Below are 14,309 nucleotides of genomic sequence, written 5' to 3' on the forward strand. Positions count from 1 at the left end.
AGGGCGGACGAACTCCCACTCGGCATCCGACAGTTCATGGCGACGTATCACCCGACCATGATCCACCACACAAGATCATTTGACGACAGAACCTAGGTGAAGAACTCCGCAGGCCGAACCGGCGTGGTTCCCGCAAGAGCAAGTACCTGATCTCCGACCGGGTGACGTACGAGTACCTGGGCTTCCGCGACGAGCTGACTTCGGCCTCCGGGAGGGAGGCGGACGACCAGCTGTCGCACGCAGTGGAGTGAGGATCGTCGACCGGGTGAGGCAGCGGCTGTAGGCGCGTAGGCCACGTCCCCCGGCTGGGCCGGCGGGACTGCAGGCAGCGGGCAGCGCGCAGCGCATGGCCTGCTCCCACCAACACCCCGTGAACAGGCTCTGGTTGTGAAGGCATTACCTTCTCGGGCATGGATCATCAGGGAGAGTTTCGTCGGGCAGCACTTGAGTTGGGTATCCCGGACGACGAGATCAGCAGATTCAGTCGGCACCTTCGTCTGTCGATCGGGCTGTCCGTGGGCGGCGCATCTCCGGTAGGGAAGTTCGGCGGGGTACCCCGGCTGCCGGTGGGTATGGAGTGGCCGTCCGTCGGGGACATTCCGTTGCCATTGCTCCTCTCAATCGATTGTGGCGCGCTGCCGAGGGTCGACGGCTTCGACCTGCCGGCGAACGGGGCGCTGCACTTCTTCGTGCACCAGGGGAGGGACCACGAGGACAGCTCAGGGAGGTACGCGCGCGTCGTGTACGTACCGGACGGCACAGAAACCGCGGTCGCTCAAGCCCCCAGCTCCCTGTGTGTCCGCGACGGGCTCGATGTCAGTGCCGAGCTCAGAGCCGAACTGCCCCTCTGGCTCCAGGAGGGCGACGAGGACGAGGAGTGGCACGAGTTCTGGGAGGATCTCGAGTGGGACGACATGTCGCCCCACCAGCAGAAGTTGTTCCGGTACATGGAGCGCGACCTGCCCCACCTGGCCGAACTCCGGGCTCTGGCCCACGACTTCTGGTCGTCCGACGCCTTCGTCTTCATCGGCGGGTATGCCGATGACGAGGTGATCAACAGTATTGCGGAGCAGACCCTCGCGGGACGCGAGAAGGCGGGCGAGATCCCCGCCATCCCGATCGCGAAATGGTCTTCCCACCTGGAGGAGGAGCGGCACCGGCTGACGAGTGAATGGATATCGCTCGCCGGTGAAGCCCGGTCCTACGAGGAGTACTGCACGAGTTTCGTGATCCGCCACGACGACTTGGCCGCAGCTCGGGTGGAAAAGGCGCTGGCTGTGACCGATTTCAGGACCGCGTGACCCAGGCGCGACGCGGCTCTCCTGGGACCACGCACGCGGTGTGACGTCTGCCGGCGGCCAGTCAAACAACCGGGCCGGCACATGGTCGTGGGTCGAGAACCGGACCGGACAGCCCGTCGCAGCCGCGGACGCCGACTACCTGCAAGGGAACACGGCATGAACGAACCCAGCGCCCGCACTCCTGCCACATTGCGTGCCGGCTTCGCCGCAGCTCTCGATGACGGACACCAGAGCGAGTGGCTGACAGCATTCGCGGCGGTTTCGCGGGAGCTCTTCGTACCTCGCTTCCATCAGCAGGACGACAGTGGCCAATGGCGCGAGGTCTCGGAGGGGGATCCGGACTACTCGGAGATCGTGTACTCGGACACCGCGTTGACGACTCAGCTCGATGCACACGGCTTTCCCACTTGCTCGTCCAGTGAGCCGCGGCTGATGCCGGCCATGCTCGACGCTCTTGGTGCCAGACCTGGCGACCGCCTCTACGAACTGGGCCTCGGCACCGGATACAACGCCGCCCTCCTTTCCTCGGTACTCGGCGACGACTGCGTGGTGAGTGTGGACGTCGACCCCGGCCTCGTCCGCCTCGCACAGCAACGGCTGGCGGCGGCCGGGTACCACCCACTCGTCTGTGCCGGCGACGGTGCGCAGGGCTGTGCGGAGCGAGCGCCGTACGACCGCATCATCGCTACAGCCGGTCTCCGCCACATCCCTCCCACTCTGCTGAGCCAGTCCCACGGCGGGACAGTCATCGTCGCGCCCATCGGGCACGGCGTCGTCAGGGTCGTCGTCTCCGGCGGTGGCGAGGCATCGGGGCGGTTCTTGCCGGTGCCTGCGTTCTTCATGCGCCGCCGCGGCCCCGCCCGGAATCCCGACTTCTCAGGCGTGGAGACAGCGGTGCCCGAGGCGACCGCTGTTCCCGTATCGGACGTACTCGGCCGGCTCCGGTTCCCGCTGTCCCTGGCTCTCCCCGGATACGACTCATGCTCGTGGCGAGACGAGACAGGGCGCGTCACCGGCGTGGGTCTGTGGACCGAGGACGGCTCCACGGCCACGGCTCACCCCACAGGAACGGTCCGCCAGATCGGCCCCGAGCGGCTTTGGGACACGGTTGAGGAACTGGCGTCCGTCTTCCTCGAGGGTGTACCGGCCCGCGAGGATTTCGGTGTCACGATCACACCGGAGGGTCAGCGGTTCTGGTACCGCGATCCAATGGGGCCTTACTGGCCCCTGCCGACAGACTGAAGCGATCTTCGGGCCAGTTCCACGTGCACGAACCCAGCCCTTCCTCCTGTTCAGCACCGGACGACTCCGACGTGATCCGCCTGACTGTCCCGCCGATACAGGGGCATCAGCTACAGGGGCATCAGCCGTTGCGTTCGGGTGGCCGGAAGCCGCTGCCCGACATTGCACCAGGTGTGATCTCGGTTACCTTCGGGGGGACTGAATGGAGAACCGTGATGAGTCGGGGCTGGGAAGCCGATCCCTCTTCGCCGCTGGTACGCCGCCTGGGCAAATCCCCCTCCGAGCTCGGGACCACGGGCGGCGAGCAGGGATGCCCGGACATCTGGGAACTGGAGAACGGGGATATCGCCGTCGTCGGCCGCGACCTCACCGGCTCCTACCTGTCGAACCTTCCTCCAGGGCTTGTTGTAGCTCCGGATGAGCGGATCGTCGTCATCCCCCGCAGGACAGCCGCTGCGGCGAAGGCAGACCTTCCTGATGCTTAGCCCACAGACCGACGGACCGGGCCTGCGCCTCGGACTCGACGACTACTCCGAGGACTTCGGCCGCCATTTCTGGCACTCCGGCTCCGAGGGGTTCTGGAAGCTCGAACGTCAGCAGAGCTTCCAGGAGCCCGGGGTGGAGAGCTGGGAAGCCTTCCACAAGGGTCGCTGGGAAGAGTCCCTGGCATTGATCGAGGCGCAGCGGGGTCACTACGAGGAGTACCTCGGGCGAATCGCCGAAAGCGGATTCACCCTCCACCGTGTCCGCTGTGTGGAGGAGCCCATCGCTCCATACCTCCAGTGGGAGCTCCACCTGCTCAATCTGAAGGCCCAGTGCGGGGAGGACACGAGAGTCCTCAGCCGGGACGGCATCCTCCGGTACGAAGGGCAGCATCCGCTTCCGGAGGTCGTGGTCCTCGGTTCCTCGGTGATGTACGAGGTGCTTTATGACGACGACGGAAAACTCGCCGGTGGTATCCGCTTCGACGATCCAGGCGAAATCTCCCGGTGGCGGAAGACGATCCAGGAGATGCACCGGGCTGGTGAGCCGTTGAGCGACTTCTTCACTCGCCGGGTCGCCCAGCTGCCTCCGCCGTCCGTGACCGAGGTGTAGGGCCGGGCAATCCTGCCCGGGACTCGGTGGAGAGCCCGGGACAGGCATGAGAGTTTCGACCGGATGCCGGGCGCACAGTGAGGGCCTTGTATGCGCATTGTTCTGATTTCATACTCCGCACAGGGCTTCGCCCTCCTGCACCGCGTGTGCGAGCGGGCTGGGCACACCCCCGTCGCTTACCTGCACGCGCGGTCGCTCCGGCCGGGCGGGCCGACGCGAAGCGGTGCGGGCGATGTCGTGGGCGAGATCGTCGACGGCCTGCCGGACGGGATGGATCTGGTGATTCCGGGCCGAAAGAGTGCGCTGCCGCACATCGTCGCGGGATACCGAGCCGACCTCATCGTCTGCTACGGCTTCCCCTGGAAGCTGCCCCCGGCGGTACTCCGGTCGACGGGCTTGGGTGCCATCAACGTGCATACGTCGATGCTGCCGAAGTACCGAGGTCCTATTCCGGTCAACTGGGCGATCAGGAACGGCGACAAGGAGATCGGCATCAGCATCCACTGGATGGAGAGCGAATTCGACTCCGGCGGGATCCTGGCGCAGGAGGCGGGTATCGCGTTGGGTGACGATGTCGCCCCACAGTCGCTGTGGGAAGAGGTCGACCGGTACATCGAGCGGCTTCTGCCACGCGCGCTCTCGCTGGCGGTGGCCGGTTCACCCGGTACGCCGCAGGAGGAGGGGTCCGCCACCTACGCGGGGTGGATGGAACCCGGGTTCTCGCAGATCAACTGGAACGCTTCCAGGGAGGAGATCCACAACCAGGTGCGTGCCATCAGGTTCGCCGGCTCGGGCAGATCCGGCCCGGTTGCCGTGGTGGCTGACCGTCGGTTGCGGATTCTGCGCACATCGTTGCAGCCGGCGGACGGATCCAAGGTGATGTGTGCGGACGGGCCCCTGTGGATTACGGAGTCCGTTCCGGTGACGGACTCCGCGTCGTGAAGCGGGCACCCCGGCCGCACGGTGTCAGTTCGAGTCCGGTGACGTTGCCTCCGCGAGGGAATGCCGGTACCGCCTGAGCTTGTCCTGGATCCCCTTCGTCCACGGGTGTTCCGGGCCGAGTACCCGCTCGCGCCATTCCCTGACGGCTTCCCCCTGTTCGATGGCTTCCCGGTGGTCTCCGACCGTGTTCAGGACGTTGCTGAGCAGGCTTCGTGTCGCCATGGTGATCGGGTAGTCGGCTCCGAACCGGCGTTCGTGTGCCGCCAGCGCACGGCGGGCCGACAGCAGTGCCTCGGTGTGCTTTCCGGTGTTGAGCAGCGCTCCCGCGCAGTTGAGGTCCGCCGACAGCGTGATGGGGTGGTCGGTGCCCAGCTCACGGCGACAGTCGGCGACCACATCCGGTCCTGCCAGTGCCTCACGGTCCAGGTCCGGTCCTGGAGGCAGTTCAAGCAGACACGCCCTCGCCTCCAGCGTCAGCGGGTGCCATGGGCCCAATCGTGCCGACCGCCCGGCGACCGCCCGGTGCATCAACTGCAGTGCCTCCGGCAGCCGTTGGAGCCAGACCAGGGGGCGGGACAGATGGAGGCAGGTGGTCAGGGTGTCCAGTGCCTCGGGGCCGCAGACCCGTTCGAGGTCGTCGAGCAGTTCGCGGTGGAGATTCGCTGCCTCTTCGAGGTGCCCCAGACGATCGATCGCCTTCCCGATCCGTTGCCGCAGGCGCAGCACCAGGAGGTGATCGTTGCCCAGTCGTCGCCGTACGAGAGCCGTCGCCTGTTCGGCTGTGGCCAGCGCGGACGCGTAATCGCCGGAACGATGCCGGGCCGTCACCAGGCGCAGGGCGCAGGTGGCGGCGGACTCGGCGGTGCCGATCGTGGTCTCGGGCCAGGTGATGACACGGCGCAGCAGCGCAAGGACATGAGGGGTGAGGGGGGTGAGAAGGCTGTCGCGCAAGCCGCGTTCCGGTGACGCGGGCAGGGAGTTCAGAAGGAGTCCGGCTGCTGTGGCGGTGAGTGGGTCGCGTTCATCAACAGGGGTGACGCGCGCGACGCTGTCGAGCAGCACTCCGTGCGTACGCAGGCAGCGGATGTCGCCGGGAACGAGTTCGGTGAGCGAGTGGTCGAGCAGCCCCCGAAGTGCCAGCTCTACCCGGTCGGCGGGCAGAGTCAGGTCGAGCCGGGAGTCGGACAGCAACGACAGGGGCAGCGGGTCGTTCGACCAGCAGGCCAGAAGGCGCAGCAGGGTGACGGCCTCGGGCAGGTTCTGTCCGGCCAGGAAGTCCAGCGAGAGCTGCCACGTTCCGCTGACCAGGTGCCGCGAGTCGTTGCCCGCTTCGAGGGCTCCCTGGTCGATCAGTTCGATGGGATCCGGACGCTCCTGCAGGCGGAGGCCGTATTCCTCCATCGTCCAGGGGTCGATCACCTGGTGGGCCAGGAACCCGCCGGCCAGAGTCAGGGCGAGCGGCAGGCGGCCGAGACTGTCGGCAATGGCGGCCGCGTCCTCGGCGGAACCCGTTCCCGGAGCGAGGTCGCGCAGGACCTGGGCGGCCTCCTCACGCGGCAGGACACCCACGTAGAGCAGCTCGGCTGCGGGCCACCAGCGGCCGGCAGCCTGTCGCGTGGTCACGACGACCGTTCCCCGAGGGCTGGTGCGCAACCATCCACCGTCCCGCAGCACCGACGGGTCATCCGCGTTGTCCAGCACCAGCAGCCATGGCACGTCGGACCGGTCCAGATGGTCCCAGACCAAGTCCGCTGCCGCGCGTAAGCCGTTGCGCGCGGCCATCAGCTCGCCTTCGTCGGCGCCACGGTCGGCGGCCACAGCAAGCATCCCGGCCCGCAGCGATGCCTGATCGGAGGCGTTGACCCACAGGCCCAGGCGTCCGCGTTCCCGGGTGGCGTGTTCGAAGAGTGCGCACGCCACCGCCGTCTTTCCGCACCCTCCCAGGCCGTGCAGGACAAATACGGTGCTTCCGGCGTCCTCGGATACCGCCTTCCTCAGGCGTTCGATGAGTTCGCCGCGATCCCTCAGGATCGCCGGTGCCCGGCCGATGGGAGGCTGCCGCACCGAGTCCGGGCCGGCCCAGGTGGAGCCGTGATGGTGGTGCTCGGTGATGTGCTGGTCACCGGAAGCCTGGTAGACGCGACCCTGATCAGTGGCCCGGCCGTCGTTGCGTCCGGTCACCGCTGGCCGACGTTCAGATCGCGGCCGGCCTGGTAGACGCGTGAACCGCCGGATGCGGTCGCACGTTGGGTGACGGTCGGGATGGAGAGTGTGCCGGGGTCGAGTTCGGCCAGCAGGGAGCGCAGTTCCGCCACCAGTTCTGGGTGGGCGACGAGGAGACGGCGAATGCGGCCCTGCCACTCCGCCGCGACCTCCCGCCCGGTCTCCTCGTCGCCATCGGTCTGCGCGCCCAGGAGGTCCCGGCGCGACGTGTCGAGCTGGGCGGCGACTTGTTCCTCATGGTCCGGCCGGACACGTCGCCACAGAGTGATCACACCGGTCCGAACGCCGTTCCAGGTATCGCTCGCCAGCAGCGTCGCGATCGTCGTCCCGGCGGTGCCCGCCAAGAGGGTGATCTCCGCGTCCATCCGTTGTCCTCCCTCGATCCGGCCCGAGTTGCAACTCTATGGAGCCGACACGGTCTCAGTACACCGGACTTTCGGCGACATTTCGCGCCGTCCCAGGCCCCTTGCCGGGTACCGGCCGCTCCCAGTCGTCGGAGCAAGCTCCGTACGATCGCGTCCTTGCCGCAGCCGGCCGCTGATGTGTTCCTCCCGCTCCGCTCAGCCAGGCGCACGAAGGGACAGCCATCCAAGGATTCACGCCTCGGGAACGGTCGGCCGGTCCGGCCCCGAGCGGCTTCGGGACACGGAGGAGGAACTGGCGTCCGTCTTGCCCCAGGGCGCCCCGGCCCGCGCGGGCTTCGGCCTCACGATCACCCCGGACGGCCGGCGGATCCGGTATCGCGATCCGGAGGTTCTTGCCGGCTCGCGCCACAGACCGATGAGATCCACTGCAACCGAAGCGTCAAGCAAGCCATAGCGACGAACCCTCGACCGGGTGAATGACAGCCGATCCGGATAGGCATTGGGTGCTGCGGCTCTACCGTGCGTCCGCACCCTGAACTTCACACAGAGGAATCGCCATGCCGACTGCTTCGGATCCGCAGCCTCCGCAGGCAGCGATGCCACCCGTCATCATCAACAACAACGTGGTGACTTCGTCCGCCGCTTCGGCAGTCGGCGGCTTCGTCGTCGTCCGGCGGCGGCGGCGCCAAAGCCTGTGGGCCCACTTCTGGCTTCCCGTTCAACGACCCGCCGGGACGGCGAGGGCACGACGACCGCAGGGCGGCGGAGCCGGCCGCCAACGCGCGTACGAGAGCAGCCACCGGCCCTTCCCCGGAGTGCACGGGAAGGGCCTGGACGTTCCGGCCTTCTACAGACCCCGGTCCCGGTTCCACCGGCTGACGTGAACCGCGTAGAAGACGTTACCGATGCCCCCATGGTGAACATCAGTACGTGGGCTATAGTTGATCTTGAGAGCGCGCACCGCTTCGGCGGTGCGACTTCCTGTGCGTTGGTCGTCCAAGGAAGGACGCCCCGCTTCCTGCGGGGAAATGCAGGTGCAAGGCCTGCCCAGCGCTCCACGTGGAGCCCCGTTCCTGTCACGACAGGAACGGGGCTTTTCCCATGGCCTGTCGGCACCTGCTCGGGGCGTCCGCGCGGGTGCTCAGTCACGGGCGCCCAGCGCGACGAGGCTTGAACCGTCGGCGTAGAGAAGGCGGTTGCTGTTGAGGAGGAACGGCCGCCCATCGGTGGTGCGCCGCCAGGTGATCTTGCCGTAGACGTCGACGGCGACGATCTCGCCCTTCCGGCCCTTCCCGGGGAGGTACCAGGCGCCCTGTCCCAGTTCCTGTGCGGTGGGCCCGAGCTCCGGGGGGCGGCTGCGGGTCTTGTCGGACGTGCGGGGATACGGACCGCGGGAACTGCCGTCCGTGCGGTAGGCGAAGATGCTGCCGCCGTCCGCGACGGGGTACTCGCCGGGCTTCAGGCGCAGCGGGAACGTGCCGTCGTAGTCGTTGCCGACCAGGGCGCCCGCCGCGTCCGGCAAGGTCAAGCGGTACGCCATGAGGAGCGGGATCGACGGATCCCTGCGGCACCCTTCGTGGACGGCCGCCTGGGGCTGGTCCCAGGTGAGGGCGCGCTGCCAGACCGGGGTGGGCGACTCGGTCGTAAGGTCGTACGCCGCTACCCGGGCCCGGCAGCCGGGTGCGTGCGGGGCCGTCGTCACGAGGACGCGGTAGAGGGTGGGGATCACCTGTCCGATATCGCCTCGGGGCAGGTCGAGGGGCCGTGAGCGGAGCCGGTCCTCACCGCGCCGCAGCAGCACGAGGCGGCCGTCGGCGACGAAGGCCAGCGGATCGCACTCCCGATGGATGGCCAGACCGTCCCGCCCCCCGTCCTGGTTGCAGGGGGCGGCGAAGACGGCCGGGCCGTGGGTGCGGTGCTTCCACAGGGTCACGCCGGTGGTGGCGTCCCAGGCGGTCACCGTGCACGCGCCCCCGGGCAGGCAGGTGGCGGCCACCGCCTGGCGGTGGACGCTCGTCGTCGACACGACCGTGACGAGCCGCAGCTCCTCCGAGGGAGGCATCGGGGGCGAGGCAAGCGCCGTGAGGGCGCCGGTGACGGGGTCGAGCGTCGCCAAGGGCGGCAACCGGCCGGGCGCGGCCGCTCCGACGAGCGTCACCGTGTCGGACGGAGTGGCCGCGCCGTGCTCCTGCCCCGGCCCTCCGGTGATGGCGAATTCGGCCGGCAGGGTCGTACGCCAGAGAACCTTCCCGTTCCCGTCGATCTGCGCCACCACCCTGCCCTGCCCGATGATCCCCAGCCGGCGGTTCACCAGCGTCCAGCCGCCCGAGGCATCCGTCGGCACGGGCAACGGCACACGGAACGCCTCTTCGGGATCCTCGTTCGCCACGATGCGCGGCGGCGACGGCGCGAAGCAGCCGGCGAGCAGCGGAAGAAGGACCAGAAGACCGAGAAGTGGTCTGCGCATGAATACCCCCGGCACCACCCTGTACTGGCGCATCGTCTGTGGGGAGCACGGATGTTGACCGATTCGGTCACGGAACGGCGAGCAGTATCTGCGCACCCGTGGACGGACCGGCCACTCTCCCGACGACGTCCCCGGGTACGGCGCTGCCGTCCTCACGGCGCGCGCCCCGCCCTCTTCGAGCAACCGGAACTGGGCGGGTCACTCTCCTTCCGGCCCTCCGCCTGCGGCCCCGACGGCCCTACGGGGAGGCGGAGTTCACCGCAACGACGGCCGCCCGCGCGCCGCCCAGTGTTCGCCGGCGGTGATGCCCAGCAGGACCACGTCGTGGTAGGCACCGGCGAAGAACTCGTGTTGGCGAAGCCGCCCCTCCCCGACGAAGCCCAGGCTGCGGTGGAGGGCGAGGGAGGCCTCGTTGAAGGCGTGGATCTCGACCTCGCACTTGTTGTAGCGCTGTTCGCCGAACATGTAGGTGAGGAGGAGTCCGGTCGCCTCGGCCGCGTATCCCTTGCGGCGGTGATGGCGAGCGATCTCGATACCCGTACGGAACCGACCCGCGCGGGTGTCCGTCTCCCCGACCGTCACCGATCCTGCGAACGCCCGGTCGGCCAGCCCCTCGACCACCAGTCGGAACGCCTCGCCCCCCGGCGGCCGCCCCGCCCGTTCGGCGGTCCACGCACGGAAGCTCTCGGCGGATCGCGGAGGGGCGACCAGGCCGGCGTTGCGGGTGTCCACGGTGTCCTGGGCCAGGTCGCGAAAGCCCTCCCAGTCTTCGGGCTCGACGCCTCGCAGGCATACCTTCTCGCCCGTCCACATGTCTCCCATGGCATTTTCCCGTTCCTCTTCGGTCGCCGGTCCTGTTGGCCTTGGGCATCATGCGCGGCGCGTGCCGAGTACTTGTCGCCGCCGCGCCGCGGCGGGGATCAGTGAGGGCAGCACATGACGGGCCGCGACAGCAATTCCGTTCTTGTTGACCGCTGTTGCACCCATCCCGTGTCCGGGGTGAGTTCCAGTACGCCGCCGCTGTCGAGGATGACGCACGCCTCGGGAACCGTCATTCCCGCTCCCCCTTCGTCCTGACTCAACTCTTCCTCGGCCGGTCGAACCACATCGTCGCCGGCGACGGCACCAGGCCGGCCCAGAACAGCACCATCGGTACTGTGCGTTCCGTCCACGGGACCTGGGTGATCAGCAGCGCGCAGAGCATGGCCCACGCGGCCTGCCCCAGGACGACGCGGGACCAGGCCAGACGCCGGACGAGCGAGTGCAGGTTGACCCGGACACCGGCACGCAGCCGGCGGTACCGCAGCAGGGCGCCCAGAATCCAGATGACCGCCATCGGGACGAGGTCCCACAGCCGCTGGCCGAGACCCAGCGGCAGCTCCCGCCGGCTCTCCCCGTCCGCCACGAACAGGTCGATGCCCACGGCCGCGAGAGCCAGACAGAGCAGCGCCAGCCAGCGGATGCCGCGCAGCAGGCGGTACGAGGCCGCGTCCAGGCCCTGCCGCATCGGTGCGGAGCCGGGGGCGGCGGCCAGCGCGTCGGCGTACAGGGTGGCGGCCTCCTTCGCCTTGACGCCGGGGGCGGTCGCCGCCTTCTTCGTCCGCCGGGCCAGAGCCCCCTCGTGCTGCGGGTCGAGCCGGAGGATGGCCTCATCCATCCGGTCGGCGGCGCCCCGGTCGGCCGACATGTCGGCGATGAGCCAGGCCACCTCGTACGCGTAGACCTGCTCGGGGGCCAGCCGGATGGCCTCCTGGGCAATGAGGTCGGCCTCCCGCAGCGCGGCCCGGAGGTCCTCGCGCCGGGCGTTGCCGCCGTTGGCCTGTCCGGAACTGATCACCCTGATGCGCCACAGCCAGTCGGCGAGGCGCGCGTAACCGAACCAGTAGTCGGGGACCAGCCGGATCACCTCGCGCAGCACGCCCTCGGTCTCCGGGAAGCGTCCCCCCACGCGCAGGGCGCGGGCGTGCATGAGGAGCGCCCCGATGTCCTGGGCGTTCAGGGCCAGCGCCCGCTCGGTCGCCTCCAGCGCCTTCGCGCCGTTCTCCTTGTCCTCGACATGGCTGCGGGCGAGTTCGACCCAGGCCCGGATGTCCTCGGGGGCCTCCGCTAGCCGCTGGGCCAGCAGCTCCCTGGCCTCCTCGTACCGCTTGAGGCCGATGAGCAGGTCGGCCCGTTCCACGGCGGGGTGCAGGGTCGTGGTCACAGCTTGCGCCTCTTCTTCAGGTACGTCACCAGGTCGTCGTACATGCCGCCCTCGTTGGCGAACATCGCCACGTTGCGCGCGGAGGCGAACCACGGTTCGGCGGACGGAACGACCTCCTTCGCGGCGGCCAGCAGGTCCTTCATGCCGATCATCCGTACGTTCCCGGAGCGCGCCGAGTCCAGCAGTGCCCGCTCGGCCGCCGATTCGCAGACATGGGCCAGATCCGCACCGGACAGCCCCTCGGTGATCCTGACCAGCTTGCCCACGTCGACGTTCTCGATGGGCCGGTCCCGCAGGTGGTAGCGGAGGACGGCCTCCCGGGCGGGGCCGTCGGGCGGGAGGACCAGGATCGTCCTGTCGAGGCGGCCGGGGCGGCGCAGGGCATTGTCCACGTCCCAGGGCACGTTGGTGGCGGCCAGCACGAACACGCCTTCGTTCGCCGCCGAGTCGATGCCGTCCAGCTCGCTGAGCAGCTGGTTGACCACATTGCGCATGCCGCTGTGTCCGGTGCGGCTGCGCTTGGCGCCGAGGGCGTCCAGCTCGTCCAGGAAGACCACGCAGGGCGCCCGGCGGCGCGCGGTCTCGAAGACCTCGTGCATGTTGCGCTCGGAGTTGCCGATCCACATGTCGAGCACGTCGTTCACGGACACCGACAGGAACGCGGCGCCGAGTTCACCGGCCACCGCCCGCGCGATGAACGTCTTGCCGCAGCCGGGCGGACCGTACAGCAGCAGTCCGCCGCGAAGGCTCTTGCCGTACAGCCTGCGCAGCTCGGGGTTGCGCAGCGGGGCGAGAAAGGCGGCCTCCATGCGGTCCTTCACGTCCTGCATGCCGCCGACGTCGGCCAGCCGCACGGTGCCCGGCTCCTCCACGTCCCACATGCCGGCCGCGTCCGCGGAGTCGTCCTGACCGTCCAGTCCGCTCTGCCCGCCGTGCGCGCCGTGCCCGCTCTGCCCGTCCGCGCGGACGGGCGGCTCGACGAATCTCGGCGGCACGGCGTCCCCCACCTGTTCCTCGGCCGCCTTCCAGTCGAACCTGCCGCGCGGATGCGGTGGTTGGGCCGATGGCTGGGGCTGGGGCTGGGGCTGAGCCGAGGGCTCGGGTCGGGCCGATGGCTGGGGCTGGGGCTGAGCCGAGGGCTCGGGTCGGGCCGATGGCTGGGGCTGCGAGGGGGCTGTGGTCTGTGCCGGAGGCTGGGGCTGGGACTGGGGCTGTGCCGGTACGCCCATCGCGCGCACCATCAGGTCCCGGGCCTGCGCGTCACCCGGGGCATGCTGAAGGGCAACGGCCGCCTCGGCCACGGCGTCGTCGGACCGGCCCGCTTCCAGCAGGAGTTGCGCCAGGTGCAGCCGCAGAGGTACGTCGGCGGGCGCGGCGGCGACCGCGGTGCGCAGGCTCTGTATGAGGGGGGAGTCGTCCGGCATGATCCACACCCTAACGTCGTGGTACGACACCGCAGGAGGCGCTGGGGCGTCCGGCTTCGCGGTCCGTCCGGGAGGGGTATTCGCCGTGCGGGGAGCCCGTGTTGCGGGTCGGCCGACAGCGCGGCCGGGTGTGCTTCCACACGCCTCACAGGTGCGTCCTCGGGCTCCGGGGGCGCCGTTCCAGCCTTCGGGACAGGTCGGTGTCGGGGCGCCCTTGGTGACTGCCCGCCTGCCCGCCAGCCCGCCAGCCCGCCAGCCCGCCAGCCCGCCTGCCGCAGGAACCATGCGAGTGCGTGGCCGCGTCCGTTCAGACACGAGCAAGATCACCGAAACTGCCGAAGGATCGCACCCCATGACTGGAACGGCCACCCGCTACCTCTATCTCACCCGGCACGGTGAGGCTTCGGAGGACGAGAGCGGGCTGTCGGAGAACGGCCGCCGACAGGCCGTACTCCTGGGAGAGCGGCTGCGGGGCAGCCCGCTCACGGCCATCCACCACGGTCCGCTCCCCCGAGCCGCTCAGACAGCTCAGCTGATCCGCGAGCAGCTCGGCGACGTGCCCCTTCACGTGTCCGAACCGGCCGGCGACTACCTCCCCTATCTGCCCCAACGGCACGAGCTGCCAACGGAGTCGGCCGACCGCACGCTCAGTCGGCTGGCCGAGTTCCCGGCGGAGGAACGCGAGCAGGGGCCGGGACTGGCCCAGGAAGCGCTGGCACGGTTCACGGGACCGGTGGACGGCGATCAGCCGCGCCATGAACTCGTCGTCACGCACAACTTCCTCACCTGCTGGCTCGTCCGGGACGCCCTCGACGCTCCGAAGTGGCGCTGGACAGGCCTGTACCACGCCAATGCCGCGCTGACCGTCATCGAGTACACACCCGGCCGGCCGCCCGCCCTGCTCCTTTACAACGACACCGGGCATCTGCCAACGGAGCTTCGCGCGGACTGCTTTCCGTCCGGCCTGCCTGTCTGAGGAGGAGCGGGGCGCCACGGGAAAGGGCAGGTAAGGTCACGTCAGGGCAGGACGGGGCAAGGGGACGGCAA

13 protein-coding genes are annotated in these 14,309 nt (G+C 69.2%); 7 read left to right on the forward strand and 6 right to left on the reverse strand.

Annotated features, from left to right (window positions below):
- Positions 1 to 410 precede the first annotated feature (410 nt).
- The 5 genes from ACZ4LX_RS15020 (at position 411) to ACZ4LX_RS15040 (ending at position 4,580) form a co-directional block, all read left to right on the forward strand.
- A complete protein-coding gene (locus tag ACZ4LX_RS15020) occupies positions 411 to 1,301 on the forward strand; it encodes a DUF1963 domain-containing protein (RefSeq protein WP_467643816.1) in 891 nt (296 codons plus the stop codon).
- Between the two features lie 189 nt (positions 1,302 to 1,490).
- Positions 1,491 to 2,543, forward strand: a complete 1,053-nt coding sequence (locus ACZ4LX_RS15025; RefSeq protein WP_467643821.1) for a protein-L-isoaspartate O-methyltransferase family protein — start codon at positions 1,491 to 1,493, stop codon at positions 2,541 to 2,543.
- A 215-nt stretch (positions 2,544 to 2,758) separates the two neighbouring features.
- Positions 2,759 to 3,028, forward strand: coding sequence for a hypothetical protein (locus ACZ4LX_RS15030; RefSeq protein ID WP_467643828.1), 270 nt, complete (start codon positions 2,759 to 2,761; stop codon positions 3,026 to 3,028).
- Positions 3,021 to 3,638 carry a DUF6879 family protein gene (locus tag ACZ4LX_RS15035; protein ID WP_467643832.1) on the forward strand — a complete coding sequence of 206 codons (618 nt, stop codon included), beginning with the start codon at positions 3,021 to 3,023 and terminating at the stop codon, positions 3,636 to 3,638. Before ACZ4LX_RS15030 ends, ACZ4LX_RS15035 begins: the two co-directional genes overlap by 8 nt.
- Positions 3,639 to 3,728: 90 nt before the next feature.
- Complete coding sequence (locus ACZ4LX_RS15040; protein WP_467643835.1) at positions 3,729 to 4,580, forward strand: methionyl-tRNA formyltransferase; 852 nt, start codon at positions 3,729 to 3,731, stop codon at positions 4,578 to 4,580.
- A gap of 24 nt (positions 4,581 to 4,604) precedes the next feature.
- Here ACZ4LX_RS15040 and ACZ4LX_RS15045 read toward each other — a convergent pair whose 3' ends face one another.
- A complete protein-coding gene (locus tag ACZ4LX_RS15045) occupies positions 4,605 to 6,761 on the reverse strand; it encodes a tetratricopeptide repeat protein (RefSeq protein WP_467643837.1) in 2,157 nt (718 codons plus the stop codon).
- Positions 6,758 to 7,168, reverse strand: coding sequence for a hypothetical protein (locus ACZ4LX_RS15050; protein ID WP_467643840.1), 411 nt, complete (start codon positions 7,166 to 7,168; stop codon positions 6,758 to 6,760). The genes ACZ4LX_RS15045 and ACZ4LX_RS15050 overlap by 4 nt, the downstream gene beginning before the upstream one ends.
- 557 nt (positions 7,169 to 7,725) lie before the next feature.
- Here ACZ4LX_RS15050 and ACZ4LX_RS15055 point away from each other — a divergent pair.
- The gene (locus ACZ4LX_RS15055) at positions 7,726 to 8,052 is read left to right on the forward strand and encodes a hypothetical protein (protein ID WP_467643843.1); all 327 of its coding nucleotides are present in this window, start codon (positions 7,726 to 7,728) and stop codon (positions 8,050 to 8,052) included.
- 257 nt (positions 8,053 to 8,309) lie between these two features.
- Here the strand turns inward: ACZ4LX_RS15055 and ACZ4LX_RS15060 are convergent, their stop codons facing one another.
- The 4 genes from ACZ4LX_RS15060 to ACZ4LX_RS15075 form a co-directional block, all read right to left on the reverse strand.
- Positions 8,310 to 9,635: a hypothetical protein gene (locus ACZ4LX_RS15060; RefSeq protein WP_467643846.1), complete on the reverse strand. Its 1,326-nt coding sequence runs from the start codon at positions 9,633 to 9,635 to the stop codon at positions 8,310 to 8,312.
- Positions 9,636 to 9,890: 255 nt separating this feature from the next.
- Positions 9,891 to 10,457 (reverse strand): GNAT family N-acetyltransferase, encoded by a 567-nt coding sequence (locus tag ACZ4LX_RS15065; RefSeq protein ID WP_467643851.1) that lies wholly within the window; start codon positions 10,455 to 10,457, stop codon positions 9,891 to 9,893.
- A 256-nt stretch (positions 10,458 to 10,713) separates the two neighbouring features.
- Positions 10,714 to 11,838 (reverse strand): tetratricopeptide repeat protein, encoded by a 1,125-nt coding sequence (locus tag ACZ4LX_RS15070; protein ID WP_467643854.1) that lies wholly within the window; start codon positions 11,836 to 11,838, stop codon positions 10,714 to 10,716.
- Positions 11,835 to 13,262 (reverse strand): ATP-binding protein, encoded by a 1,428-nt coding sequence (locus ACZ4LX_RS15075; RefSeq protein ID WP_467643857.1) that lies wholly within the window; start codon positions 13,260 to 13,262, stop codon positions 11,835 to 11,837. Before ACZ4LX_RS15075 ends, ACZ4LX_RS15070 begins: the two co-directional genes overlap by 4 nt.
- 352 nt (positions 13,263 to 13,614) lie before the next feature.
- Here ACZ4LX_RS15075 and ACZ4LX_RS15080 point away from each other — a divergent pair, with 352 nt between their 5' ends.
- Positions 13,615 to 14,238, forward strand: coding sequence for a histidine phosphatase family protein (locus tag ACZ4LX_RS15080; protein WP_467643860.1), 624 nt, complete (start codon positions 13,615 to 13,617; stop codon positions 14,236 to 14,238).
- Positions 14,239 to 14,309 lie beyond the last annotated feature (71 nt).

The sequence above is a fragment of the Streptomyces sp. NPDC026062 genome (assembly GCF_055568375.1).

Excerpts from the sequence above, each read along its gene's own strand:
- ACZ4LX_RS15080 (WP_467643860.1), top strand. The coding sequence starts at position 13,615 with ATGACTGGAACGGCCACCCGCTACCTCTATCTCACCCGGCACGGTGAG.
- ACZ4LX_RS15030 (WP_467643828.1), top strand. The coding sequence starts at position 2,759 with ATGAGTCGGGGCTGGGAAGCCGATCCCTCTTCGCCGCTGGTACGCCGC.
- ACZ4LX_RS15040 (WP_467643835.1), top strand. The coding sequence starts at position 3,729 with ATGCGCATTGTTCTGATTTCATACTCCGCACAGGGCTTCGCCCTCCTG.
- ACZ4LX_RS15060 (WP_467643846.1), bottom strand. The coding sequence starts at position 9,635 with ATGCGCAGACCACTTCTCGGTCTTCTGGTCCTTCTTCCGCTGCTCGCC.
- ACZ4LX_RS15065 (WP_467643851.1), bottom strand. The coding sequence starts at position 10,457 with ATGGGAGACATGTGGACGGGCGAGAAGGTATGCCTGCGAGGCGTCGAG.
- ACZ4LX_RS15055 (WP_467643843.1), top strand. The coding sequence starts at position 7,726 with ATGCCGACTGCTTCGGATCCGCAGCCTCCGCAGGCAGCGATGCCACCC.
- ACZ4LX_RS15035 (WP_467643832.1), top strand. The coding sequence starts at position 3,021 with ATGCTTAGCCCACAGACCGACGGACCGGGCCTGCGCCTCGGACTCGAC.
- ACZ4LX_RS15075 (WP_467643857.1), bottom strand. The coding sequence starts at position 13,262 with ATGCCGGACGACTCCCCCCTCATACAGAGCCTGCGCACCGCGGTCGCC.
- ACZ4LX_RS15050 (WP_467643840.1), bottom strand. The coding sequence starts at position 7,168 with ATGGACGCGGAGATCACCCTCTTGGCGGGCACCGCCGGGACGACGATC.
- ACZ4LX_RS15020 (WP_467643816.1), top strand. The coding sequence starts at position 411 with ATGGATCATCAGGGAGAGTTTCGTCGGGCAGCACTTGAGTTGGGTATC.